General features: G+C 65.3%; 24 protein-coding genes and 1 pseudogene. 11 read left to right on the top strand and 14 right to left on the bottom strand.

Annotated features, from left to right (window positions below; genetic code table 11):
* Positions 1–2: 2 nt before the first annotated feature.
* Both JHW40_RS20290 and JHW40_RS20285 read right to left on the bottom strand, forming a co-directional pair.
* Positions 3–1373 carry a cbb3-type cytochrome c oxidase subunit I gene (locus tag JHW40_RS20290; protein ID WP_090610803.1) on the bottom strand — a complete coding sequence of 457 codons (1371 nt, stop codon included), beginning with the start codon at positions 1371–1373 and terminating at the stop codon, positions 3–5.
* A gap of 15 nt (positions 1374–1388) precedes the next feature.
* Positions 1389–1841, bottom strand: a complete 453-nt coding sequence (locus JHW40_RS20285; RefSeq protein ID WP_090610802.1) for a c-type cytochrome — start codon at positions 1839–1841, stop codon at positions 1389–1391.
* Between the two features lie 129 nt (positions 1842–1970).
* On the opposite strand from JHW40_RS20285, the gene JHW40_RS20280 reads away from it, so the two are divergent.
* The 6 genes from JHW40_RS20280 (at position 1971) to JHW40_RS20255 (ending at position 5955) form a co-directional block, all read left to right on the top strand.
* Positions 1971–2198 (top strand): hypothetical protein, encoded by a 228-nt coding sequence (locus JHW40_RS20280; RefSeq protein ID WP_090610911.1) that lies wholly within the window; start codon positions 1971–1973, stop codon positions 2196–2198.
* 296 nt (positions 2199–2494) lie between these two features.
* Positions 2495–3340: an ectoine/hydroxyectoine ABC transporter substrate-binding protein EhuB gene (gene ehuB / locus JHW40_RS20275; protein WP_090610801.1), complete on the top strand. Its 846-nt coding sequence runs from the start codon at positions 2495–2497 to the stop codon at positions 3338–3340.
* Positions 3341–3422: 82 nt separating this feature from the next.
* A complete protein-coding gene (gene ehuC, locus JHW40_RS20270) occupies positions 3423–4094 on the top strand; it encodes an ectoine/hydroxyectoine ABC transporter permease subunit EhuC (RefSeq protein ID WP_090610800.1) in 672 nt (223 codons plus the stop codon).
* A 3-nt stretch (positions 4095–4097) separates the two neighbouring features.
* Positions 4098–4790: an ectoine/hydroxyectoine ABC transporter permease subunit EhuD gene (gene ehuD, locus JHW40_RS20265; protein ID WP_090610799.1), complete on the top strand. Its 693-nt coding sequence runs from the start codon at positions 4098–4100 to the stop codon at positions 4788–4790.
* Positions 4787–5578, top strand: coding sequence for an ectoine/hydroxyectoine ABC transporter ATP-binding protein EhuA (gene ehuA / locus JHW40_RS20260; RefSeq protein ID WP_090610798.1), 792 nt, complete (start codon positions 4787–4789; stop codon positions 5576–5578). The genes ehuD and ehuA overlap by 4 nt, the downstream gene beginning before the upstream one ends.
* Before the next feature lie 32 nt (positions 5579–5610).
* A complete protein-coding gene (locus JHW40_RS20255; RefSeq protein WP_090610797.1) occupies positions 5611–5955 on the top strand; it encodes a carboxymuconolactone decarboxylase family protein in 345 nt (114 codons plus the stop codon).
* 69 nt (positions 5956–6024) lie between these two features.
* On the opposite strand, the gene JHW40_RS20250 is transcribed toward JHW40_RS20255, so the two are convergent.
* Positions 6025–7989, bottom strand: a complete 1965-nt coding sequence (locus JHW40_RS20250; RefSeq protein ID WP_090610796.1) for an OmpA family protein — start codon at positions 7987–7989, stop codon at positions 6025–6027.
* A 331-nt stretch (positions 7990–8320) separates the two neighbouring features.
* Between JHW40_RS20250 and JHW40_RS20245 the strand changes: the two genes are divergently transcribed.
* From JHW40_RS20245 to JHW40_RS20225, 5 genes and pseudogenes are all read left to right on the top strand, one after another.
* A complete protein-coding gene (locus JHW40_RS20245; protein ID WP_090610795.1) occupies positions 8321–9418 on the top strand; it encodes a DUF475 domain-containing protein in 1098 nt (365 codons plus the stop codon).
* A gap of 231 nt (positions 9419–9649) precedes the next feature.
* Complete coding sequence (locus tag JHW40_RS20240) at positions 9650–9886, top strand: WGR domain-containing protein (RefSeq protein ID WP_090610794.1); 237 nt, start codon at positions 9650–9652, stop codon at positions 9884–9886.
* Positions 9879–10679: an aminoglycoside adenylyltransferase domain-containing protein gene (locus JHW40_RS20235; protein ID WP_211657224.1), complete on the top strand. Its 801-nt coding sequence runs from the start codon at positions 9879–9881 to the stop codon at positions 10677–10679. The genes JHW40_RS20240 and JHW40_RS20235 overlap by 8 nt, the downstream gene beginning before the upstream one ends.
* 150 nt (positions 10680–10829) lie before the next feature.
* A pseudogene (locus JHW40_RS20230) lies at positions 10830–11744 on the top strand (bifunctional enoyl-CoA hydratase/phosphate acetyltransferase); the annotation flags it as partial.
* Positions 11744–12934, top strand: coding sequence for an acetate/propionate family kinase (locus tag JHW40_RS20225; RefSeq protein ID WP_090610793.1), 1191 nt, complete (start codon positions 11744–11746; stop codon positions 12932–12934). The pseudogene JHW40_RS20230 and the gene JHW40_RS20225, both read left to right, overlap by 1 nt.
* A gap of 60 nt (positions 12935–12994) precedes the next feature.
* Here JHW40_RS20225 and JHW40_RS20220 read toward each other — a convergent pair whose 3' ends face one another.
* Genes JHW40_RS20220 through araD form a run of 11 tightly spaced genes read right to left on the bottom strand, consistent with a single transcriptional unit; the run spans position 12995 to position 25066 of the window.
* The gene (locus JHW40_RS20220) at positions 12995–13615 is read right to left on the bottom strand and encodes a 2-dehydro-3-deoxy-6-phosphogalactonate aldolase (RefSeq protein WP_090610792.1); all 621 of its coding nucleotides are present in this window, start codon (positions 13613–13615) and stop codon (positions 12995–12997) included.
* Positions 13615–14520 carry a 2-dehydro-3-deoxygalactonokinase gene (locus tag JHW40_RS20215; protein WP_090610791.1) on the bottom strand — a complete coding sequence of 302 codons (906 nt, stop codon included), beginning with the start codon at positions 14518–14520 and terminating at the stop codon, positions 13615–13617. Before JHW40_RS20215 ends, JHW40_RS20220 begins: the two co-directional genes overlap by 1 nt.
* Entirely contained in the window at positions 14517–15488 is a 972-nt protein-coding gene (locus JHW40_RS20210; protein WP_090610790.1) for an aldose epimerase family protein, read from the bottom strand. Before JHW40_RS20210 ends, JHW40_RS20215 begins: the two co-directional genes overlap by 4 nt.
* Positions 15485–16327, bottom strand: coding sequence for an SMP-30/gluconolactonase/LRE family protein (locus tag JHW40_RS20205; RefSeq protein WP_090610789.1), 843 nt, complete (start codon positions 16325–16327; stop codon positions 15485–15487). The genes JHW40_RS20210 and JHW40_RS20205 overlap by 4 nt, the downstream gene beginning before the upstream one ends.
* Complete coding sequence (gene yjfF, locus JHW40_RS20200) at positions 16324–17301, bottom strand: galactofuranose ABC transporter, permease protein YjfF (RefSeq protein ID WP_090610788.1); 978 nt, start codon at positions 17299–17301, stop codon at positions 16324–16326. Before yjfF ends, JHW40_RS20205 begins: the two co-directional genes overlap by 4 nt.
* Positions 17298–18317, bottom strand: coding sequence for an ABC transporter permease (locus JHW40_RS20195; RefSeq protein WP_090610787.1), 1020 nt, complete (start codon positions 18315–18317; stop codon positions 17298–17300). Before JHW40_RS20195 ends, yjfF begins: the two co-directional genes overlap by 4 nt.
* The gene (locus tag JHW40_RS20190; RefSeq protein WP_090610786.1) at positions 18317–19819 is read right to left on the bottom strand and encodes a sugar ABC transporter ATP-binding protein; all 1503 of its coding nucleotides are present in this window, start codon (positions 19817–19819) and stop codon (positions 18317–18319) included. The genes JHW40_RS20195 and JHW40_RS20190 overlap by 1 nt, the downstream gene beginning before the upstream one ends.
* 55 nt (positions 19820–19874) lie before the next feature.
* Positions 19875–20834 carry a galactofuranose ABC transporter, galactofuranose-binding protein YtfQ gene (gene ytfQ / locus JHW40_RS20185; RefSeq protein WP_090610785.1) on the bottom strand — a complete coding sequence of 320 codons (960 nt, stop codon included), beginning with the start codon at positions 20832–20834 and terminating at the stop codon, positions 19875–19877.
* A 47-nt stretch (positions 20835–20881) separates the two neighbouring features.
* Positions 20882–22393: an aldehyde dehydrogenase (NADP(+)) gene (locus tag JHW40_RS20180; RefSeq protein ID WP_090610784.1), complete on the bottom strand. Its 1512-nt coding sequence runs from the start codon at positions 22391–22393 to the stop codon at positions 20882–20884.
* A 10-nt stretch (positions 22394–22403) separates the two neighbouring features.
* Positions 22404–23324 carry a Gfo/Idh/MocA family protein gene (locus JHW40_RS20175; RefSeq protein ID WP_090610783.1) on the bottom strand — a complete coding sequence of 307 codons (921 nt, stop codon included), beginning with the start codon at positions 23322–23324 and terminating at the stop codon, positions 22404–22406.
* On the bottom strand, positions 23324–25066 hold the full coding sequence (araD, locus tag JHW40_RS20170; protein ID WP_090610908.1) for an L-arabinonate dehydratase: 1743 nt from the start codon (positions 25064–25066) through the stop codon (positions 23324–23326). Before araD ends, JHW40_RS20175 begins: the two co-directional genes overlap by 1 nt.
* Positions 25067–25070: the final 4 nt, after the last annotated feature.

The raw sequence follows: 25070 nt of genomic DNA, 5'->3' as shown, positions 1-25070 counted from the left end.
AATCACTCCGCAGCATGTTTGACGACGGGGCCGGGCTCGATCACCTCGCGGCGCGGGACCAGCAGCGCATAGATCAGCAGCAATGCGCCCAGAACCACGGCCACACCTGCGCCGAGACGCATCCAGTAGAACAGCGCGATCTGGTCCTGCACCTCCATGTAGTACTGGCCCATGACCCGTTGCAGATGGGTCTGGATCGTGCCCGCGAAGGTCAGCACGAAGGTCATGAACACCATGCCCGAGGACATCAGCCAGAAACCCGCCATGTTCAGCACCTGATTATAGGGATCGCGCTTGCGCAGGATCGGCAGGGCATAGGTGAACAGCGCAAGGTTCAGGCAGACATAGGCGCCATAGAAGGCAAGGTGGCCATGGGCCGCCGTGACCTGCGTGCCGTGGGTGTAATAGTTGACCCCGTGCAGCGTGTGCATGAAACCCCAGACCCCGGCCCCGAAGAATGCCAGCACCGCGCAGCCAAGCGACCACAACAGTGCCGCCTTGTTCGGATGGTCGCGCCGCCCCTTCCAGACCATGACGAAGGCAAACGCCATCATGGCAAAGAACGGCACCACCTCGAAGGCGGAAAAGATCGAGCCGATCCACTGCCAATAGGCGGGCATGCCGATCCAGAAATAATGGTGGCCGGTGCCCAGGATGCCCGAAAACAGCGCCGTGGCGACGATGACATACAGCCATTTTTCCACCACCTCGCGGTCAACGCCGGTCAGTTTCAGCATCAGGAAGCCAAGGATCGAGGCCATGATAAGCTCCCACACGCCTTCGACCCACAGATGGACCACGTTCCACCAGTATTGCTTGTCCAGCGCCAGATTGACCGGGTTGTAGAAGGCGAACAGGAACAGCAACGCCAGCCCCCACAGCCCCAGCAGCAGGATCGACGAAATCACCGTCTTGCGCCCCTTGGCCACGGTCATGGTGACGTTCCACAGGAATATCAGCGCGGCGACGACGATGCCCAGCTTGACCCAGCGGGGCTGTTCCAGAAACTCGCGCCCTTCGCGGCCCAGCAGGAAATTCCCCTCGAACAGGTTGAACAGATAGGTGACCACCACCCCCGCCGTGCCGATCACCAGAATGGCCAGCTGGATATAGGCGGCCCTGACCGAGTGGATTTCGCGCTCGGCCTCTTCCGGGATCAGGAAATAGGCGGCGCCGAAAAAGCCGGTCAGCAACCAGACGATCAGCGAATTGGTGTGCAGCATCCGTCCGATGCTGAAGGGCAGGATCTCGGACAGGAAATTCGGCTGGACATAGATGAAGCCGATCACCAGTCCCATCGTCACCTGCACGGCAAACAGCGCCAGCGCGACGTGGATATAGGCCAGCGCGATCTTTTGCGATTGATATTTCATGGCTTTCTCCTGTGCTCAGCCGGCGTCATTGGGCGGCCAGCCCTGCGTGTTGATGGTGCCGGTCCAGAGCAGGAAGTCGGTCAGCCCCCGGATTTCCTCATCGCTCAGGTTGAACTGCGGCATCTGGCGGCGCCCCTCGATGCCCGAGGGTTGCGCTTCCATCCAGCCCTTGAGGATGTCGAATGCGGCCTCGGGGTCGTCCTGCACGCCCCAGCGGGCCATGACATTGCCGACCTCGGGCGCGAAATAGGCGCCCTCGCCCAGAATCGAGTGGCAGTTCACGCAGGCCTTGGCCTCCCAGACGTGTTTGCCCTTGGCGACGCTGTCGGTCAGCGTCTCGCGATCAGTCGACACGTTGACGATATACCAGTGGCTATGGGCGAAAAGGCCGATGAATATGAGGATGAAGAACAGTGACCCGCCGTAAAAGATGTTCCGGGCCATGCTCTTCGTCAGGACTTCGCGCATGGCGAGGGACTCCGCAAGCTGTTGGCAATGCCTTCTTGCTAGACCGTGCGGGGCGGGCGTCCCTTAACCAAAGTCAAGGCGGCGGGTTTTTCCTTTGGGCAGGATGGTGGCGCAATGAAGGGGATGCCGATGCAGGACCGCTGGCCCGTCTGGAAACTTTCGCTGCTGCTTTATGTCTTTGCGGCGGGGGCGGTGGCGATCAACCTGTTCATGCTGGCGCTGATGCTGCAACGCTTCGGTTTTCCGGCGCTGTCGCCGGTCACGACGCTGGCCATCTCGGCGCCGCTTGGTATTCCGGCGGCATGGGCGGCGGGCTTGTGGGTGCGGCATCTGCTGGACGAAGCCTCTGGATCGTGACGTTTGCACAGGCTGCAAATGACAGAATGCTATGGTATGCCGAAGCAATCCGGGCCCGTGAGGAATAATAAACCCGGATTTTCACGGATAATTGTGTATATATATCAATAAATTATGATGTTGAAAATCCTGATTCCGACTGCCGGGCCGAAAACTAATTGGTTGACACTTAGGTCACCCTAATTATCCTTTGATCTGACTTTCGGATCAGTTCACCGAACAGCGATCTCATCCGCCTAACCGTCGCGTCGCCAGTCCGGCAGGCGCTGCACCGTGCAGAAGCAGAAGGAGCGCACATGATTAAAGCAACAGCCGTCGCGGCACTTGGCCTGACCACCATGCTGGGCGCGGCCCATGCCGCCAGCCTTGAAGACATCACCAATGGCGGCACGATCCGCATCGCCGTGGCCAATGAAATCCCCTATGGCTTCGTCGATCCCACGGGCGCGGCACGCGGCGCCGGGCCCGAGGTCGCCCAACTGATCGCCGAACATCTGGGCATCGAGAATATCGAATGGGTCACGACCGGCTTTTCGACGCTGATCCCCGGGCTTCAGGCCGACCGTTTCGACATGGTCGCGGCGGAAATGGCGATCCTGCCCGACCGTTGCAATCAGGTGCTGTTCTCTGAACCCAACACCTCTTATGGCGAGGGGCTGCTGGTGGCGGCGGGCAACGAAAAGAACATCCACGCCTATAGCGATTTCGCTGAAAATACCGACCTTAAGGTCGCCATCATGTCGGGCGCCGATCAGCTGGAAATGATGCAGGAACTGGGCGTGCCCGAGACCAGCATGGTGATGATCGCATCGAATGCCGACGCGATTTCAACGGTTTCCACCGGCCGCGCCGATGCCTATGCGGCGACCGGGCTGACCGCTGCGGGGCTGGCCGAACAAAGCAACGCGGTCGAGCTGGCCGCCGAGTTCACCGACCCGGTGATCAATGGCGAACCGGTCCGCAGCTGGGGCGGCTTTACCTTCGGCGCGAACAGCGAAGACCTGCGCGACGCCGTGAATGAGGCCCTGGCCGAGATCAAGCAGACCCCGGAATGGGCCGAGATCGTCACAAGCTATGGCTTTACCGACGCCGACATCGCCGCGGCAGCCGAACGCAGCACTGCCGATCTTTGCGGCGCATGACGCAACTGCACCGCCCGGCACGCCCGCTTATTGCGCGTGCCGGGCCTGTCGGTCCACCTGACCCCGGAGCCGTTGCATGAACATGCACTGGACAGACTATCTTGCGCCCCTGATGCAGGGGGCATGGGTAACCATCCAGCTGACCATCATCTCTACCCTGCTGGGCGCCGTGCTGGCCTTCGCCTTCGGCATCGGGAAACTGTCCCCGAACCGGCTGATCCGCGCGGTCTCGGTCGGCTATATCGAGCTGTTTCGCGGAACCTCGCTGCTGGTGCAGCTGTTCTGGATCTATTTCGCGCTGCCGCTGGCTGGCGAGGCCTTCGGGCTGGACCTGCGGATACCGCCACTGACGGCGGGCATATTGGCGCTTGGCCTGAATATCGGCGCCTATGGGGCCGAGGTCGTGCGCGGCGCCATTCAGGCGGTGCATACCGGCCAGTACGAGGCGGCGCAGGCGCTGAATTTCACCCCGCGCCAACGGCTGTGGCGGATCGCCATTCCGCAGGCCATCCCCGAGATGATGCCATCATTCGGCAATCTGGCGGTGCAAAACCTCAAGGATACGGCGCTGGTGTCGCTGATCAGCCTTGGCGACATGACCTTCCGCGCCGAGCAGATCCGCAATTACACGCAGGACAGCACCACCGTCTATACCATGCTGCTGCTGATGTATTTCGGCATGGCGCTGGTCCTGACGGCGATCATGCGGCTGCTGGAACATTCCGTCGGTCGCTGGCGCGGGGCAAGGGGATAGACCATGCTGTTCGGATTTGAATGGGACACGACCAACGCCCTGACCTTCGCCACCTCGATCCTGCCGATCCTTCTGGTCGGCATGTGGGTGACGATTCAGGCCACCGTGCTGGGTTTTTTCGTGGCGCTGGTGCTGGGCCTGATCTTCGCGGTGCTGAAATCGGCGCCATCGCGGCTGATCTCGTGGCCCGCGAAGCTGATCACCGAATTCATACGCGACACGCCGCTGCTGGTGCAGCTTTTCTTCCTTTACTATGTGCTGCCGGAATACGGGATCGTTCTGCCCGCCTTTCTGACCGGCGCGCTGGCGCTTGGTATTCAATACAGCGCCTATACCTCCGAGGTCTATCGCGCCGGGCTGGAGGCCGTCACCCGCAACCAGCGAGAGGCGGCGCGGGCGCTGAACCTGTCATCGCTGCGCACCTTCTCGCATGTGATCGTGCCGCAGGCCATTCCCCGGATCGTGCCGGCGATGGGCAATTACCTTGTCTCGATCATGAAGGATGTGCCGGTGCTGTCGGTCGTCACCGTGCTGGAGATGCTGAATGTCGCGCGCATCATCGGCGACCGGACCTTCGATTACCTGATCCCGCTGTCGATGGTCGGTGCGCTCTATCTGATCATGACGCTGGTGGCCTCGGCCGGGGTCCGCTTCCTTGACACCCATCTGCCCAAAGAGGGGATACCGCTGAAATGAGCGAAAACGTCATCATCGAATTCGACAAGGTGGTCAAACGTTTCGGCAAATATACCGTGCTGGATGAGTTGAGCTTCAAGATCCAGCCGGGCGAGAAGGTCACGATCATCGGCCCTTCGGGTTCGGGCAAATCCACCGTGCTGCGCATCCTGATGACGCTGGAGACGATCAATGGCGGCGTGGTCTATGTGGATGGCAAGCCGCTGTGGCATGAAAAGGCCGCCGACGGCAGCCTGCGCCCGGCAAGCGAGGCGCATCTGCGCCAGCTGCGAACCATGCTGGGCATGGTGTTCCAGCAATTCAACCTGTTCCCGCACATGACCGTGCTGCGCAATATCACCGAGGCCCCGGTGCAGGTTCTGGGCCTGCCCAAAGCCGAAGCCCGGCAGCGCGCCGAGGAATTGCTGGAACTTGTTGGCCTGACCGACCAGATGCACAAATATCCGCATCAGCTGTCGGGCGGCCAGCAGCAGCGGGTGGGCATCGCCCGCGCCCTTGCCATGCGTCCCAAGGTTCTGCTGTTCGATGAACCGACATCCGCGCTGGACCCCGAACTGGTGGGAGAGGTTCTGCGCGTGATCCGCCGTCTGGCCGAGGAACATGACCTGACCATGTTGCTGGTCACGCATGAGATGCGCTTTGCCCGCGAGATTTCGGATCGGGTGATGTTCTTCGATCAGGGCCGCATCTGCGAACAGGGCACACCCGAACAGCTGTTTTCGTCCCCGACCAAAGAGCGGACGCGCGAATTCCTCAGATCCACGCTGGAAAGCAATAACGGCGGATAGGTCCGCAATCATTCAACCGGAGAGGAAAGATCATGGTCGATTGGAAGGCATATCGCGAAGAGCTTCTGAGCAATGTCGGCGAACTGGCCAGGCTGGCGCCGGATTCGGTCGGGGCCTATACGCAGGCCAGCGGCGCCACGACCGGGCATCTGGATGAAAAGACCCGGCAGCTGATCGCGCTGGCGGTGGCGGTCACGACGCGCTGCGACGGCTGTATCTCGGTCCATTCGCGCGAGGCGGTCAATGCAGGCGCCAGCCGCGAAGAGATCGCCGAGGCCCTTGGTGTCGCCATGTCGCTGAACATGGGCGCGGCGCTGGTCTATTCGTCGCGGGCGCTGAATGCGGCGACCTCTTTCGGGGCAGAAAACAAGGGCTGATCGTCACCCGATGAACGAAAAAAACGGGCGGCTGTGTGCCGCCCGTTCTGTTGTGCCGTGGATGGGGGCTTATTCCGCCCCTTGCAGCAGACTGGTGATCCGACGCACCGAGGCGCGGCGGTTCTCGCGCACATCGCCTTCGCGGCGGACTTGCAGGAACTGCTCGCCATAGCCCTGCACGACCATGTTCTCGGCCGGCACGTCGAAATATTCGCTCAGCGCAAGCGCCACGGATTCTGCGCGCCGGTCCGACAGTGCAAGGTTGGCCGCGTCCGAGCCTACGGTGTCGGTGTGGCCTTCGATCAGGAAGATCTCGCGCGGGTTTTCGGCGACGGTATCGCGGATCACGTTGCCCAGCATCGACAGTTGCTGTGCCTGATCCGGGCTGATCGCCGCCGAGCCGGTGTCGAAGGTGATCGCGTCGATATTCACCGGGGCCACCAGCGCCCGCACCTGCGGAATGTTGCGGATCTGGCCAAGGGTAAAGCCACGGGTCACATTCGCCTCGCGCAGCAGGGCCTCACGCAGCTGATCCTCGTCCATCTGGCCGGTGCCGCGGGTCGTCACCGCCGCCGGGGCGGGCAGGCTGGAGATATCCACGGCCTCGGTCGCCGTGTCGTCGATCAGCGGCACGGACGATCCGTCAGCCGTGACCAGCGTCCGGCGCAGCACCCGCAGATCGGCATCGCGGATCGTCACCACCTGACTGCCATCGGCGCGGGCCACGATCGTGCGCGACGAGCCATCGGCAAAGTTCTCGGTCGTCACGGTCGAGCCGGGCTGACGCAGCAGCGCCACCTCGTCCTTGATGACCTGCTGGCTGCCGTCGGGGCGGGTGACGACCACCCGGTCGGGGCTGCTGAGCGTGACCTCGCGGTTGTTGGTCAGCATCGCGCCGACAGCGACACCGCCCAGCCCCAGCAACAACGCTTTGGCCAGATCGTTGCCGTTATCGTCGTCCGCGGCCGCAGTTGTGCCGCCGGTCGCGGCACCCAGCGCGTCGCGCAGGCTGGTTGCGAAATCCTCATCGGACGAGCGGCTGTTTTCCTCGGTGACCTCTTCTGCGGTCACTTCGCCTTCGCCCGCCTCGTCGCTCAGCGCAGCGGCGGTGGGGGTGTCGGCGGCTTCGGCGGCCTCGCGCGCGGCCTCGGTTTCCTGCGCGCCGTCTTCGGGGGCGCGGTCATCGGCTGCGGCCTCGTCATGCGCATCCCCATTCGTTGCCGCGTCATCGGCGGCCCCGGTCTCGGCGTCATCGGTCGGAATGGCCTCGTCCAGCGGCGTGACGGGTGTATCCGCTGTATCCCCGTCCTGATCGGGGGTTTCAGCCTCCGGGTCAGCCTCGTCGGGGGCGGCATCCTCGGTGGGGGTGTCGTCCGTGGCAGAGTCGGCGGCAGGTTCAGTTTCAGCGGGTTCGGTGTCAGCTGCTTCCTGCTTGGCCTGTTCTTCGGCCAGCGCCTTGGCCAGATCGCCTTCGTCATTCGGAATTTCGGCATCAGCGGGATCGGCCGGCGTGGCGGCGGGTTCCCCGACGGCTTCGTCCTCGACGGTTTCCGGCGCGCCATCGGTCGGCGTCGGTTCCGCAAGCACCTCTGCCCCGGCGTCGTCCGCTGTGGCTTCGCCCGCGCCGGCATCGTCGTCCGTGGGCGCGGCGACCTCCGCCTGCGCGTCATTCTGGCTGCCGGATTGTTCGTCCGGGGCCTCGGCTGGCTGAGCGTCGGGGTCTTCCTCGAAGGCGTCCATATCAACCGATTCCTCGGGCGTGGCAGCGCCTTCGGGTTCCGTGCCCTCGGTCGGTCCGGCATCTGCCGGTTCGGGATCCGCTGTTGCTTCATCGGCGGCGGGTTCCTCTGCCGGCGGCTGCCCGGTCTCGGCTTCCGGGGGCTGCACGACCTCCTCGGTGGGTTCAGCCGCCTGCTCGGTGGGCTGTTCCTGAATGATCTCGTCGGTCGCGGCGTCCTGAGCCATCGCGACATGCGGGGCCAGCAGCGACAGGCAGGCTGCGATGGCGGTGGTGTTATGAATGATCCGGCGCATTGTCCGCTCCCTTTTGCCATTTCGGCATTGTCGTCTGGCCAACAAACGGACGGGATGTGCGGGCGGTTCCGACAAAGGGACCAGTAAAGCGCCTTCCCGCCGCGCCAGCGCGTGACCATCGCGCCCATATCCGGCCTTCCGGCGCGGCTGATCCCTGCCGGCGGGCGGTTGATCTGCGCAGGAATGCTTGCAATCGCACGCGGGATTCGCCATTTTCACCCGGTTCGCGGAGTCGTGAACACAGTTTGATGGCCGGGCCCCTCTGGCGGACGTGGCGGCACGTCCGTGATGTCGGCATCGCTCTTTGACCAGCCGCCTGGACTTGATTCACATGAGCCAAGGAAACAATCCACCCGTGGGTGGTGGCCTCGATGGCCAGCCCCCCCGTCCGACAATGAAATATTTTACATGGGCCTTTATCGTCACCGCGCTTGGTCTGGCGCTGGGTGCGGGCTTGGGCTGGCAGATGACGGGCACCGTCTGGGGCACGCTGTCGGTCTTTTTCATCTGCGCCGTGCTGGCGGTGCTGGAGATCTCGCTGTCCTTCGACAATGCCATCGTCAACGCCAACAAGCTGAAGGAAATGACCCCTGTCTGGCAGCGCCGTTTCCTGACCTGGGGCATCATCATCGCGGTATTCGGGATGCGGATCGTGTTTCCGCTGCTGATCGTCGTGATCGCCGCCAATATCGGCCCCTGGCAGGCCATGGTGATGGCCGCCGCCCAGCCCGAGGAATATGCGCGCATCATGCACGACGCCCACCTGCCCATCGCGGCATTCGGCGGCACCTTCCTGATGATGGTCGGGCTCAGCTTCTTCTTCGACCATGAGAAGGACGTTCACTGGGTCAGGTGGATCGAGCGCCGGATGCAGCATTACGCCACCATCCGCGGCATCGAGGTCGCCATAGTGCTGGTCACGGTGCTGATCTTCTCCAGCTTTCTGGGAACGCATGAATCGCATGTGTTCTTCAGCGCGGCGATCTGGGGCCTGCTGACCTTCCTGCTGGTCGAGGTTCTGGGCGGCCTTCTGGACAGCTCGCAAGAGGTGCTGCATGCGGGTGCCAAGGGCGGCATCGGCGCGTTCCTCTATCTGGAGGTGCTGGACGCCTCGTTCAGCTTTGACGGCGTGATTGGGGCCTTCGCCCTGACGCAGAACCTGTTCATCATCGCCATCGGTCTGGGGATCGGCGCGATGTATGTGCGTTCCATGACCATCATGCTGGTCGAAAAGGGCACGCTGGCGCAATACCGCTATCTCGAACATGGCGCCTTCTATGCCATCATCGCGCTGTCGGTGATCATGTTCTGCCAGTCGCAGGTCCATATCCCCGAGGTCATCACCGGGCTGGGCGGGGCCACGCTGATCGGCATCTCGTTCTGGGCCTCGATCCGCTGGAACCGCCAGAACGGGGCTGTGGAAGGCTGATCCACCCGCAACCGCGCGAAGCCGCATGTTCTGGCTTCGCGCATCCCCGTCCAAGCCGCGCCTTGCGAGCCGTGGCCTATCCCGAACGACCCGAAACCAGCGCCCTGCCCCGTTCCAGTCTCGGGATCCGGCGCGTGGCAGTGGAACATATCACGCCGATGAATCGATCCCGGCCAAAGGATTCGGATAAATCATTGGACAGGGCGCGGCGAGGGTCGCAGACTCGGGGGTATGCGACAGGTCCTTTGCCTCATACGCCGCAATCCCGCGCGCAATATGGCGCGGTTCTATCGGCTGGAGATCGCCGCCGACCTGTTCGGCGGCGTCACCCTGACCCGCAATTGGGGCAGGATCGGCACCAGTGGGCAGCAGCGGCGGCAATGGTTTGCGCGGATCGACGAGGCCGTTGCCGAATGCACACTGTGGGCGGACCGGAAACAGCGCCGGGGCTATGCCAGGGATGCCTGATGCTGGCGGGGAACGGGTGCTGATGCAGGCGGGCATGGTGCAGACCGACCAGATGCGGGCGGCCGTGGACGCCTTGTGCGAGGTGCTTGGGGATGGGTTGCGGGCGCTCTATCTGCACGGATCGGCGGTGTCGGGGCAGCTTCGCCCGCAAAGCGACATTGACCTGCTGGCGATAATTGACCAAAGCCTGCGCGACGATCAGCGCCGCGATCTGCTGGCGGCGCTGCTGCGGATATCTGGCCGCTACCCCCCTGCGCCGGGCGGGTCGCGCTGCCTTGAGCTGATGCTGTTCCGGCTGGCGGACCTGTCCGACAACGCGGCCCGCGCCGAATTCACCTTTGGCGAATGGCTGCGCGACGGGTTCGAGGCGGGGCATACCCCCCGGCCCACGCAGGACCCCGAACACATCCTGATCCTTGCGCAGGCCCGGCATCAGGCGGTGGCGCTGTGCGGCCCGCCTGCGTCCGCGTTGTTGCCCGATATCCCGCCCCGGCAGGTCCGGCAGGCGTTGCGCGATGCCTTGCCCGCGCTGCTGGGCGGGTTGCAGCAGGATACGCGAAACGTCCTGTTGACGCTGGCACGCATGTGGCGCACCGCCAGCAGTGGGGATTTCGTCTCCAAGGACGCCGCCGCCCAATGGGTAATGCCGCAACTGCCCCAGCACCACGCCGTGACGTTGGATCATGCACGAATGGGCTATCTGGGCCGGATCACCGACGACTGGGACGGCAGGCAGGACGACGCGCAAAGCCTGGCCGGGGAACTGGCCGCGCATGTCACCCGGCTGTTGTGACCTTGGGCAGGCGCTGCGCATATTGATATGAATCAACGGCATCAGCCGCCCTTGTGCTAGCGTGCCACCTGAATCACCTTGCCAAAGGGCAGCGCCATGACCAACCCTCTCAGCAATCTGGCCCCGAATGCGCCGCCGCTCGATCCCGGCCGCTATGGCCATTTCATCAATGAGGCCCGCGCCTTGCCGCCGGTCCGTGCGGCGATCGTACATCCCTGTTCCAGATCCGCGATCCTCGGCGCGGTCGAGGTGCGCGACGAAGGCCTGCTGGAACCCCTGCTGATCGGCCCCGAGGCCAGGATCCGCGCCGCCGCCGACGAGGCAGGGGTATCGCTGGACGGGATCGAGATCGAGGCGGTGGAACACAGTCACGCCGCTGCCGCTTGCGCGGTCAGGCTGGCGGTGGCCGGGCGGGTGCAGATGCTGGTCAAGGGCAGTCTGCACAGCGACGAGCTGCTGGCGGCGGTGGTGTCGAAAACCGGCGGACTGCGCACCGACCGGCGTGTCAGCCATGTCTATGCGATGGATGTGCCCGCCTATGGCAAGCCGCTGATCGTCACCGATGCCGCGATCAACATCATGCCGACCTTGCTGCACAAGCGCGACATCTGCCAGAACGCCATCGACCTGTTACGCCTGCTGGGGATGGAGCAGCCGAAGGTCGCCATTCTGGCGGCGGTCGAGACCGTGAACCCGTCGATGCCCGCCACGCTGGACGCGGCGGCGCTGACGGTGATGGCGATGCGCGGCCAGATCACCGGGGCGCTGGTCGATGGTCCGCTGGCCTTCGACAACGCGATCAGCCCCGAGGCGGCGGCGACCAAGGGCATCGTCTCGCCCGTGGCGGGACAGGCCGACATCCTCGTGGTGCCGGATCTGGAGGCCGGGAACATGCTGGCCAAGCAGCTGATCTATTTCGCGGGCGCCACCGCTGCCGGGGTGGTGCTGGGCGCGCGGGTGCCGATCGTGCTGACCAGCCGCTCGGACCCGCTGTCGGCGCGGATCGCTTCGGCGGCGCTGGCCAAGCTGGCGGTGATCCGGCGGCAGGAAAAGGGCCTGATCTGATGTCCGGGGCTGCTACGGCGGGCGATCTGATCCTGACCTTCAACGCCGGGTCCTCGACGGTCAAGATGGGATTTCACCAGATCGCGGGTGAGCACCTGCACCCGGTTGCGCAGGGTGTGATCGACTTTCGCGACGATCCGTTCGAGATCCGGCTGAAGCACGGCGACCGGCACCTGTCCTGCCCGCTGGAGGTCGGTGAACAGGACGGCGATGCGATCCTGTCGCGGGCCTTCGACTGGCTGGGCGATCAGTTCGACCTGACCCGGCTGGCGGCCATCGGCCATCGCGTTGTGCATGGCGGTGACCAGTTCACCGGGCCGGTGCTGATCGGCGATGACAGCCTGACCCGGATGCGGTCGCTGGCCGCGCTGGCGCCGTTGCATCAGCCGCAAAGCCTGCGGCTGATCGAGGCCACCCGCGCCTTGCGCCCGGATCTGGTGCAGACGGCATCCTTCGACACGGCGTTTCATGCCAGCCAGCAGCCTTTGGCGCGACGCTTTGCCATTCCGCGCGCGCTGCACGATCAGGGGATCATGCGTTACGGCTTTCACGGGCTGTCCTATCAGTCCATCTCCCGATCGCTGACCCGTCACGCCGTGCCGCAGCAGGCAAGGGTCGTTGCCGCGCATCTGGGCAGCGGTTGCAGCCTTTGTGCGATGCAGGGGGGCGTCAGCCAGGACAGCTCGATGGGGTTTTCGACCATCGACGGGGTGCCGATGGCGACACGCTCGGGCGCGCTGGACCCCGGTGTCATCCTGCACCTGACCGGGCAGATGGGGTGGAGCATGGCGCAGGTGGAAGCCATGCTCTATCACCAAAGCGGGCTGCTGGGCGTATCGGGGTTCGAGGCCGATACCCGCGAATTGCTGGAAAGCCCTCTTCCCGAAGCCGCCGAGGCCATCGAGCTGTTCTGTTTCCGTATCGCGGGCGAGGTGGCGCGGCTGGTGACCACCCTTGGCGGGTTGGATGTGCTGGTCTTTACCGCGGGCATCGGCGAGAACCAGCCCCGCATCCGTTCCCTGGTGTCCGACAGGCTGGCATGGCTGGGCCTGCGGCTGGACGAGGGCGCGAATGCCGCCAATGCCACCCGCATCAGCAGGGCCACCAGCCGCGTCGCCGCGATGGTCATCCCCACGGATGAGGAAAGCGTGATCGCCCAAGAGGCATGGGGCCTGCTGGCCTTAGCCTGATGCGGTGATCGTGCCGGATGACCCGTCACGCAGGGGCATCGTTGCAGGGCGCAGGGCGGTTCAGATCCCGCGAAGGGCGGCGATGAATGCGCCCGCGTTCCTTGCCGTGTCCCCGACATCCTGACCCGGACGATAGAGCGACTGGCCAAGGCCGAAGCCACTGGCCCCGGCCTGCGAATATGCCTGCATCGACGTGGTCGAGATCCCGCCCACCGGCAGCAGTTTCACCTGCGCGGGCAGAACGCTGCGCATGGCGCGAAGGGCGGCGGGGGGGATCATCTCGGCCGGAAACAGCTTCAGCGCGGATGCCCCGGCGGCAAGAGCGGCAAAGGCCTCGGACAGGGTGCCGATGCCGGGCAGATAGGTCAGGCCCAGCCGCGTGGCCTCGGCGGCGACGGCGGGGTCGAAATTCGGGGCGACGATCAGCCTGCCCCCGGCGTCGCTGACCGCGCGGACGGCATCTGGATCAAGGACCGTGCCCGCGCCCACCACAGCCTCGGGCAGTTCCGCCGCCAGCCGGGCGATGCTGTCCAGCGGATCGGGCGAGTTCAGCGGCACCTCGATCAACGTGAAGCCCGCGCCGGTCAGCGCCTTGCCTGTGGCCACCGCGTGATCGGGCGGCAGCCCGCGCAGGATGGCGACCAGCGGGCAGATATCGAACGCGTTTTCCCATGTCATCATCAGACGATCCCCGCTGTTTGTGCGATATTCCAAAGACCCCGTTGCGCCATGCCCGCAGGCGCGATCTGCGCGCGAACCCCCTGCGCCTGCAAGGCGATGCGATAGCGGTCGGCCAGATCCCCGCGCCCGATGATGGTGACCGGCGCATCGGGCGCGTCGGGCGCATCGGCAAGGCATTGCGCGACCTCATCCCCGATCAGCAGGCCCGACAGGTAATCGGCGATCTGACCGGGCCCCAGCCGTTCCAGCAATGCCAGCGACCGGGCCGAGAAGATACGCCCCAGCAGCGGGCCGCCCTGCCCGCCCGCCGCAACCCCGCGCCCGAAGGCCTCGGGATCGGGCGGGCCGGGCTGGATCAGCCGCCCCAGGATCGAATGGTCGCGCATCAGCTGGAACATCTCTCCGGTCATTACGGTGCGGAAGCCGGTCAGCCGGCCCGCGCGGACCTGCGCCCATTTGCTGTGCGTGCCGGGCAGGATGAACAGCCCGTCGGGGTTGCTGTCCGCCAGATGGCCGATGATCTCGGTTTCCTCGCCGCGCATGACATCGGGGGATGGCCCGTCGCGGTCCGAGATCGCGCCGCAGACGAAATGTATCCGCCCAAAGCCGGTTTCATGCGCCACCAGCCCCCCGGCCAGTGCGGACAGGTCAAGCGGCAGGGGCAGATAGGGCGTCTCGACCCAGCCATTGCGGCTGGTAATCATGCCCGAGGCGATGATGGGCGCAGCGCCCAGCCAGCCGCCGATGGCGCGGGTCAGCGCCCCCTCGAACCCGCCGGGCTGGGTGATCGCGGCAAGGATGCCCGGCCCTTCGGTCACCGCGTCGATGACCCTGCCCGCGCCGTCTATCCGCCACGCCCGGAAAGAGCTCGTACCCCAGTCGATGCCGATCAGCGCTGCCGTCATCGGTCGAATCCATAGGCGACATGGTGGCGATAGGTCTGCCCCGGGCGCAGGATCTGATCGGGGAAATCGGGCCGGTTCGGTGCATCGGGCCAGTGCTGGGTCTCCATCGCGATCCCGGCATGGGGGGCGTAGCTCCGCCCGTCAAGGCCCGCCAGACCGTTGAAATGCCTGCCGTCATAGACCTGCAATCCCGGCGCATCGGTGGTGACGGTCATGGTCAGGCCGGAACTGCCGCGCAGTCGGGCGACGGGACGCGGCGGGCGGATGCCGTCCGAGAGGCAGAAGTTATGGTCATAGCCGCAGTTCCCGACCGGGCGCATCTGGCGGAAATCGAAGGCTGTTCCGGCAACCGGCGCGGTCCCCGGCAGCGGAATCAATCCCTCATCCACCGGCAGGTAATGCGCGGCGTCGATCCACAGCTCGTGCTTGCGGATATCACCGCCCTCATCCAGCGAGAAATAGCCGTGATGCGCCAGATTGCAGGGGGTTGCGGCATCGCTTGTGGCCTGCATGTCGATGACCAGCGCCTGATCGCGCAGGGCAATCGTCGCGCGGATCGCCATGGTGCCGGGAAAGCCCATATGCCCGTCCGGCAGGGTCAGCGACAGCGTGACCTGATCGGCCGCCTGCTGCTCGATCCGCCAGATATGCAGATCGGTGCCGTCGTGTCCGCCATGCAGCGTATGCCGTCCGAGGAAATTCGGGTCGGTGCGATGGGCCACCCCGTCCAGCTCAAAGCGCGCGCCGCCGATGCGATTGGCGAAACGCCCGACGATGGCCCCGACATAGCGCGCCTGATCCAGATAGGCCGCAGGGTCGGGGCAGCCCAGCACCAGCGGATGGTCCAGGCCATCCATCCGCAGATCCTGCACGATGGCCCCCAATGTCAGGACCGTCGCCCGCAGCCCGCCCCCGCGCAGGGTGATCGCCTCGATGCGGCGACCATCGGGCAGGATCGTTCCGCTCACAGCACCACCCCCGGTTCGGGAAGGGTGTTCAGATCATGGGTGACGATATAGGTCAGGCCCTGATGCGTGTCGGGGGACTCGATGCCTTGCAAGGCGGTGGTGACCAGCATCTGCCCCTGATCGCCGAAGGCCGGGCAAGAGGAATGTTTGCCACCGACCTGATAACGATGCGTTTCCTGCCCTTTGGCGTCAAAGCGGATCACCGCCCCCTCGCCCCAAAGGGCGCAGCAGAAACCGCCATCGGCGTCGAAGATTGCGCCGTCAGGTTCCTGCCCCAACGGGGACAGGTCCAGATAAACCTGTCGTTCCCCCACCGGCCAGCCATCGGCATCCAGCCCCTGCCGCCAGACCTGCGCCATCGCGGTATCGGCGAAACAGGCACTGCGACCGTCGGGGCTGAAGCAGATCGCGTTGGGGATGCTGATGCCGGTGAACAGGCGCCGCAACTGCCCGCGATACCAGCGATAGATCGACCCCGCGCCCGCCTCCGCCGATTTTCCCATCGTGCCGAACCAGAAGCCGCCCTGCCGGTCCGCCCGCCCGTCATTCGAGCGGGTGGCGGGGTTGTCGGCCTCGACCGCGATCAGATCCTCCAGCCTGCCGCTGTCCAGATGCAGCACGGCCAGCCCGGTTTCGGTCGCGATCAGCAGCCGGTCGCGGTCGATGCATGCCGCCGCCGAGGCCATGCGGTCCAGCACCCATTCCAGCGGCCCCGATGCGTCGCGCGACATCAGCCGTTGGCCCAGAATGTCGAACCAGAAGAACTGCCGCCGCAGGGGATGCCACAGCGGACCTTCCCCCAGCGCGCATTGGCGGTCGTCAAAGATCGCGGCGCTCATCCCTGCCCTCCTGCGGCCAGCCGGTCCTGGGACAGTTTCAGCAGCCCCTTTTGCAGCAGGATGAAAGCCAGCAGCAGGATGCCGATGACGATCTTGGTCCACCAGCTGGACAGGCTGCCGTCGAACACGATGTAGGTCTGGATCAGCCCCATCGTCAGCACGCCGATGAAGGTGCCGAACATATAGCCCGCGCCGCCGGTCAGCAGCGTGCCGCCGATCACCACCGCCGCGATGGCCGTAAGCTCCGTCCCCACCGTCGCCAGCGAATAGCCCGAGCCGGTATAGATCGTGAAAACGATCCCCGACAGCCCCGCCGTCAGTCCCGAAAAGGCATAGACCAGCACCGTCGTCCGGCCCTGCCGGACACCCATCAGCCGCGCCGTGGTCTCGCCACCGCCAAGCGCATAGACCGATGTGCCGAAGCGGGTCTTGTGGGCGACGATCATGCCGACGATGAAGATCAGCACCATCAGCACCCCGATCAGCGTCAGCCTCCCTTTGCCCGGCATCAGCCAATAGGTGCTCTGCAACGCCTGAAAGAACGGGTTTGCGATCGGCACGGACTGGATCGACAGCATATAGGCCGCCCCCCGCGCCAGAAACATCCCGGCCAGCGTGACGATGAAGGCGGGCATGGCCAGCCGGTCGATCAGAAAGCCCATCGCCGCCCCGAAGGCCGTGGTGATGACCAGCAGCATGGCAAAGACGACCAGCGGATGCAGCGAGGTATCGCGCAGCAGTACGGCGATGAAGACACCCGAAAAGGCGATGACCGAGCCGACCGACAGATCGATCCCGCCCGACAGGATCACCAGCGTCATGCCCACCGCGACGATGCCCAGATAGGCATTGTCGGTCAGCAGGTTGCCGATGACCCGGGTGGACAGCATGGTCGGGAACTGGGTCCAGCAGATCGCATAGGCCAGCAGAAAGATGGCGATGGTCACGTATAAAGGCAGGGCACGGGTGTTCATCTTGCGCCTCCTTTCAGCGCGGCCTCGCGCGATGCACGCTGGCTGTCGCGCCACAGCCGCCATTCGGCCGAGATGCGCGGTGATTGCAGCACAAGGATGACCAGCACCAGCACCGCCTTGATGATCAGGTTGTATTCGGACGGAAAGCCCGCCAGCCGGATGCCGATGGTGATGGTCTGAATGATCAGCGCCCCGATCACCGATGCGGCGATGGAAAACCGCCCGCCCAGAAGAGAGTTTCCGCCGATCACCACCGCAAGGATCGCGTCCAGCTCCAGCCACAGCCCGGCATTGTTGGCGTCCGCACCGCGGATATCGGCGGTCACGATCAGCCCCGCCAGCGCCGCGCAGACGCCCGAGGCGGCATAGACCGCGATCAGCAGCACCGTTGCATTCACCCCCGCCACCGCGCTTGCGCGGCGGTTGATCCCGGTGGCCTCGATCAGCATTCCCAGTGCGGTGCGGCGCAGGACCAGCGCGACAAGGGCGGCAGTGCCGATCCAGATCCATGCCGGAACCGGCAGGCCCAGCAGCGTGCCCGACCCGATCCAGCCGAAACCGGGATGGGTGAAGGTCATGATCCGGCCCTCGGTGATCAGTTGCGCGATGCCGCGCCCCATCGTCATCAGGATCAGCGTCGCCACGAAGGGCTGGATGCCGATGACCGAGACCAGAACCCCGTTCCACAGCCCGGCCAGTGCCCCCGCCCCAAGCGCCAGCAGCAGTGCCACCGGCAGACCCCAGCCCGCCGTGATCGCCGTCGCCGCCACCGCGCCGCAGATCGCCATGATGGTGCCGACCGAGAGGTCGATTCCCCGCGTCGCGATGACCAGCGTCATCCCCGTGGCCAGCAGCGCGACCGGCGCGGCGCGTTTGGCCACGTCGATCAGCGGCCCGACCAGACGCCCGTCATGGAACGAGATCGTCAGGAACGCAGGATAGACCGCCGTCACCAACGCCACCAGCGCGGCAAGGGCGATCAGTTGCGGCGCAAGACGTTTCAGCAACCCTGCCATCACGCCACCTCCTTGCGGGGGCCGGTCGCGGCAATGGCCTTCATGATCTGTTCGCCCGCGATCTGGCTGCCGGTCAGTTCCGCCACATGGCGGCGGTCGCGCAACACGATCACCCGGTCAGAGACGGCGATCAACTCGTCGATCTCGGATGAGATCACCAGCAGCGACATGCCCTGCCCGGTCAGTTCGTGGATCAGTCGGACGATCTCGGCATGGGCGCCCACATCTATGCCGCGTGTCGGTTCATCAAGGATCAGGAAACGCGGGTTCATCGCCAGCCAGCGGGCCAGAACCACCTTCTGCTGATTGCCGCCCGACAGCTCTCCGATCCGCTTTTCGCGGCCGGTGGTGCGGATATCCAGCCGCCGGATATAGTCGTCGGCCAGCCGGTTCTGTTCTGCGCGGGGAATGGGCCGCGCCCAGCCACGCCTTGCCTGAAGCCCAAGGATGATATTCTCGCGGATGGTCAGGTCGGCGACGATGCCGTCGGTCTTGCGGTCCTCGGGGGCAAAGCCGAAACCCGCCGCGATGGCCGCGCGCGGATTGGCGATATCGAGCGCGCCGTCCTGATCGTTGGCGCTGCCGGAATGGGTGTTCTTCAGCCCGAACAGCAGTTCGGCGGTCTCGGTGCGGCCCGAACCCAGCAGCCCGGCCAGGCCGACGACCTCTCCCTGCCCGACCTTCAGGTCGAAAGGCTCGACCGCGCCGCGACGGCTCATCTGCTCGAAGCTGAGCATCGGCGGGCGCGGACCGCGGTCGGCGGCGACATGGCTGGTCGCGGCCTCCAGTTCGCGGCCCAGCATGTGTTCGATCAGCCGGACCCGGTCCAGATCGCGGGTATTTTCGGTGGCGACCTTGCGGCCATTGCGCAGGACCGTCACCCGGTCGGTCAGGTCAAACACCTGATCCAGAAAATGCGACACGAAAATGATGCCCAGCCCGCGATCCCTCAGCCCGCGGACCACGTCAAAGACCATCTGCACCTCGGCTGCGTCAAGGCTGGCGGTGGGTTCGTCAAGGATCAGCACCTTGCCCGACAGGGCGACCGCGCGGGCGATGGCGATGATCTGCTGGATGGCGACGGAATAGCTGCCCAGATCGCGATCCACGTCGATCTTCAGCCCGTATGCCTCTGTCATTGCCCGCGCCTCGGCCCGCGTGGCGCGGCTGTCGATCAGCCCGAAACGGCGCGGTTCGCGGCCAAACATCAGGTTCTGCGCCACGGTCAGGTTGGGCAGCAGGTTGACCTCCTGATAGACTGTGCCGATGCCCAGATCCTGCGCCTCGACGGTGGAACGCGGGTCGATCTGAGCGCCGTCCAGCGTGACGGTGCCGCCATCGCGCAGATAGGCGCCGGTCAGGCATTTGATCAGCGTCGATTTTCCCGCGCCGTTTTCGCCCAGAAGCGCGTGAACCTCGCCCGCTTGCAGGTCGAAATCCACATCATCCAGCGCGCGGGTGCCGGGGAAGGTCTTGGTCAGCGACCGGATCGTCAGCAGCATGTCGCCCTCTTCGGGTAAAGGCCGGGCCGCGCAGCGATGCGGCCCGGCGCTGGCATCAGTAACCCAGATCCTTGCGGGTGTCGTATTCGCCCTGCGGATCATCGGCCTGAGTATAAAGCTTCGATTCCGTCTGGATGAACTTTTCGGGCTGGGTTCCGTCCGCCCAGAAGGCTTCCAGCGCGTCGAAGGCCGGGCCTGCCATATCCGGCGTCAGTTCGACCGTGGCGTTCGCTTCGCCATTGGCCATGGCCTGAAAGATATCCGGCACGCCGTCGATCGAGACGATCAGGATATCCTCGCCCGGTTTCAACCCGGCTTCCTTGATGGCCTGAATGGCGCCCACCGCCATGTCATCGTTATGGGCGTAAAGCGCGCAGATGTCGCGCCCGCCGTTCTCGGCCTGAATGAAGCTTTCCATCACCTCCTTGCCAAGCGCGCGGGTGAAATCGCCGGTCTGGCTGCGTACGATGGACAGGTTGTCATGCGCGCCGATGGCGTTTTCGAAGCCGGTCTTGCGGTCGATGGCGGGGCTGGACCCGGTGGTGCCCTGCAATTCGACGATGCGGCAGTCGCGGTCGCCGACTTCGGCGGCCAGCCATTCGCCCGCGACCTCGCCCTCATGCACGAGGTTCGAGCCGATGGCGGTCAGATACAGCTCGTCCGAGCTGTCCACCTGCCGGTCCAGCAGCACGACGGGGATCTCGGCCTCCTGTGCCTCTTGCAGCACGGCGTCCCAGCCGGTGGCGACGACCGGGGCCAGCAGGATCGCATCGACGCCCTGCGCGATGAACGAGCGGATCGCGGCGATCTGGTTTTCCTGCCGCTGCTGCGCGTCCGAGAATTGCAGCTGATAGCCGCGCTCTTCGGCCTGCATCCGGGTCAGCGTGGTTTCCGCCGCCCGCCAGCCCGATTCCGAGCCGATCTGCGAAAAGCCGATGGTTTCGCCCTGGGCCATCGCGGCGGTGGCCGAAATCGCCAGTGCGGCGGCTGTCGTCATCAAGGTCTTGGTGGTCATGGTATCCTCCCTTGGGTTTTATGACCGTCTGTTGCGCGGATCGGATGTCACCCGTCGCGCAAATCCTGTGGCAGCAATGCGTCGGGGATGTTCTGAAAGCTGACCGGGCGCAGCCAGCGGCGGATGGCCATGGTGCCGACGGATGTCGCGCCGAAATTGGTGCTGGCGGGATAGGGGCCGCCATGTACCATCGCCTCGCAGACCTCTACCCCGGTGGGCCAGCCATTGGCCAGCACCCGCCCCGCCTTGCGTTCCAGCACCGGCATCAGGCGGCCGGCCAGTGGCGTGTCGCCCTGATCCATTTGCAGGGTCGCGGTCAGCTGCCCTTCCAGCGCGCGGGCCAGTTCCAGCATCTGATCGTCATCCGATACGGTGACGATCAGCCCAAGCGGGCCGAACACCTCGTCCGACAGGCTGTGATCGGCAAGGAATGCCGTGGCCGTGGTCTGATAGATGTTTGGCCGGGCATTGCGCCCTTCGCTGTCATTGCGCAGGATCGCGGTGGCGGCGTGGTCGGTGCGCTGGGTGCCCTCGCGATAGGCCGCCGCGATGCCATCGGTCAGCATGATCTGCGCCGTTGCGTCGGTCAGCGCGTCGCGGGCGGCATCTGCAAAAGCCCCGGCGGCGTGATCGTGCAGGATCAACAGGCCCGGATTGGTGCAGAACTGCCCCGCGCCCATGGTCAGACTGCCCGCCCAGCCTGCGGCTATCTGCGCCCCGCGTGCGGCCAGCGCCTGCGGCAGCACGAAGCAGGGGTTGATGCTGCCCAGTTCTCCGAAGAACGGGATCGGCTCGGGCCGCGCGGCACACAGATCGAACAGTGCCCGCCCGCCGCGCAGCCCGCCGGTAAAGCCCACCGCGCGGATCAGCGGATGGTTGACCAGCGCCGTGCCGACATCATGGCTGTCGCCGTGGATGAAGCTGAAGGTGCCTGCGGGCATGTCGGTCTTGCGGATCGCGGCAAGGATCGCCTCGGCCACGATCTCGCCGGTGCCGGGATGGGCGGGGTGGCCCTTGACGACGACCGGGCAGCCTGCGGCAAGGGCCGAGGCCGTGTCCCCGCCCGCCGTCGAGAAGGCCAGCGGGAAGTTCGAGGCCCCGAACACCGCGACCGGCCCGATGGGTCGCTGGATCAGCCGCAGATCGGGGCGCGGCAGGGGCTGGCGGTCGGGCAGCGCGGCGTCATGGCGCCGGTCCAGATAATCGCCCTGCCGGATATGATCGGCGAACAGGCGCAACTGCCCGGTGGTGCGGCCACGCTCGCCTTGCAGCCGCGCGGCGGGCAGGCCGGTTTCCTGCGTCCCGATCTCGGTGATCGCTTCCGCGCGGGCCTCGATTTCATCGGCGATGGTGTCCAGAAAGGCGGCGCGTTCGGCGCGCGCGGTCTGGCCATAGGTCACGAAGGCATCCTCGGCCGCCTGCACCGCGCGATCCACCAGCGCCGCATCGCCCGAGGCGAAGTCATGCGCCGGACCATGCGCGGGCGAGGATCGGAACACCGCCGCCCCGCCCAGCCATTCGCCCGCGATCAGATGCTTGCCTTGGGGGGTCCAGTTCATCTTGCTTTCCTCAGAATTCGAATGTTTCGACGATATTGCGGCGACCCAGCGTGAAGGCATCCGCGACCAGCACCATCGGCGACAGGTCCATGTCCGATGCGACCCCCCGCACCAGTTCCGCCATCCGCGCATAAAGCGCCGGGTATTCGCCCATGATGCTGTCCTGACCCTCGGCCCGCTGGCCGTCGATTTCCAGAATGTTGCCACCCATGCGCAGCGCCATCAGGCCCGCATCGGTTGCGAATTCCATGTCCCATGTCTGGGGGCCTTCCTGCCGGAAATCGAAATCGGCGCTGATGCCGCCCGACAGGTCCAGCCGCGCGGCGATCGGGGCCTGACGGTTGGCGGGAAAGTCCAGCTCGGCCCCGGTCAGATGGACGGGCGCGGGCAGGATTTCGGTCAGGATCGACAGCGCGTTGATGCCGGGGTCGAAGACGCCCATGCCGCCCGCCTCGAAGATCCAGTCCTGACCGGGGTGCCATTTGCGCACATCCTCGCGCCAGATGATCCGGCCCTCATGGATGCTGCGCCCGGCCAGCCAGCGTTTCGCGGCGCCGACCGCATGGGCCATACGCGAATGCCATGTGGCAAAGATGCTGACGCCATGGGCCCGCGCCAGATCGTGCAGGGCATGCACCTCGGCCAGAGTGGCGCCGGGCGGTTTTTCCAGCATCAGGTTGCGGCCCGCGCGCAGGACGGCCTGCGCGGCGGCAAAGCGGGGAACCGGCGGCAGGCACAGGCTGACGGTGCCGATCCCGGGGCGGGCGGCCAGCATGTCGCCGATGTCGGTGAAGGCCTCGACGCCGCTGACCGTGCCGTGGCGGCTGACGGTGGCGGCCAGTTCCCAGTCGGGGCTGTCTGCCAGCGCGGGAACGTGCTGATCCGTCGCGATCTTGCCGATACCGACCAGGGCGAGCTTTTCGCGGGCCATCAGTGACTGTCCTTTCCGACCGGATTGCCCCGGCAGCCGCGCAGGAAATCCAGATCCGCGCCGGTATCGGCACCCATCACATGCGCCTGATGCAGCCATGCATAGCCGCTGGCGGGCTGGTCGGGCAGCGGCTGCCAACCGGCCAGCCGCTCGGCCAGTTCGGCGTCGGAGATATCCAGATGCAGGCGGCGGTTCGGCACGTCCATCTCGATCATGTCGCCATCGCGGACCACGGCCAGCGGGCCACCGGCGGCAGCCTCGGGCGAGGTATGCAGGACCACCGTGCCATAGGCGGTGCCCGACATGCGCGCATCGGAAATCCGCACCATATCGGTGATGCCCTTGCGCAGAACCTTGGGTGGCAGGCCCATATTGCCGACCTCGGCCATGCCGGGATAGCCTTTCGGGCCGCAATTCTTCAGCACCATCACGCAGGTCTCGTCGATATCCAGCGCGTCGTCATTGATGCGGGCCTTGTAGTCGTCGATATCCTGAAACACGACCGCGCGGCCGCGATGGGTCAGCAGATGCGGGCTGGCGGCCGAGGGCTTCAGCACCGCGCCATTCGGGGCAAGGTTGCCGCGCAGAACCGCGATGCCGCCCTGTTCGGTCAGCGGTTTGTCGGCGGGACGGATCACGTCCTCGTTCCAGTTGACGACATCCCTGACCTCATCCCAGATCGCCGCGCCGCTGACGGTCAGCGCATCCTTGTGCAGCTGCCCGGCCTCGCCCAGCCGTTTCAGCACCACCGGCAGGCCACCGGCATAGAAGAATTCCTCCATCAGATATTCGCCCGAGGGCATCAGGTTCACGATGGTCGCCACGTCGCGGCCACAGCGGTCCCAGTCGTCCAGCGTCACATCGACCCCCACCCGGCCCGCCAGCGCCAGCAGATGCACGACCGCATTGGTCGAACCGCCGATGGCGCCATTGGTGCGGATGGCGTTCTCGAAAGCCTGTTTCGTCAGGATGTCCGAGGGTTTCAGGTCATCCTTGACCATCTGCACGATCCGCCGCCCCGACATCTGCGCCATCACCCGGCGACGCGAATCCACCGCCGGGATCGCCGCATTGCCCGACAGCGCCATGCCAAGTGCTTCGGCCATCGACGCCATCGTGCTGGCGGTCCCCATGGTGTTGCAGGTGCCCGAAGACCGGCTCATTGATGCCTCGGCTTCCAGAAATTCATCCTGCGTCATTTCGCCGGCCTTCACCGCCTCGGAGAATTTCCACAGATGTGTGCCCGATCCCACCCGCTCTCCTCTGAACCAGCCGTTCAGCATCGGGCCGCCGGTCACGACGATCGAGGGGATATCGGTCGAGGCCGCCGCCATCAGCAGCGAAGGCGTGGTCTTGTCGCAGCCGACCAGCAGCACCGCGCCATCCATCGGCTGCCCGCGGATGGTTTCCTCGATCGCCAGCGCGGCAAGGTTGCGGAACATCATTGCGGACGGACGGAAAGTATTTTCACTGGCCGAAAAAACCGGCACCTCGACCGGAAAGCCGCCAGCCTCCCAGACGCCTGCCTTCACCTTTTCCGCCAGTTCGCGCAGATGGCCGTTGCAGGGCGTCAGATCGGACCATGTGTTCAGGATGCCGATGATCGGTCGTCCATCAAATAAATCATTAGGATATCCCTGATTCTTCAACCAACCTCTATGATAGATCGTGTCGCGCGAATTGCCGCCATACCATTCCTGAGAGCGCAGCTTGCGGGGCCAGGGTGCCGGGGTGAATGCCATGTCG

It is taken from the genome of Paracoccus alcaliphilus (assembly GCF_028553725.1).
In the GTDB taxonomy this organism is placed as follows: Bacteria; Pseudomonadota; Alphaproteobacteria; order Rhodobacterales; family Rhodobacteraceae; genus Paracoccus; species Paracoccus alcaliphilus.
Note: the sequence above shows the minus strand (reverse complement) of the source record. Positions and strands in the feature narration are given on the sequence as shown.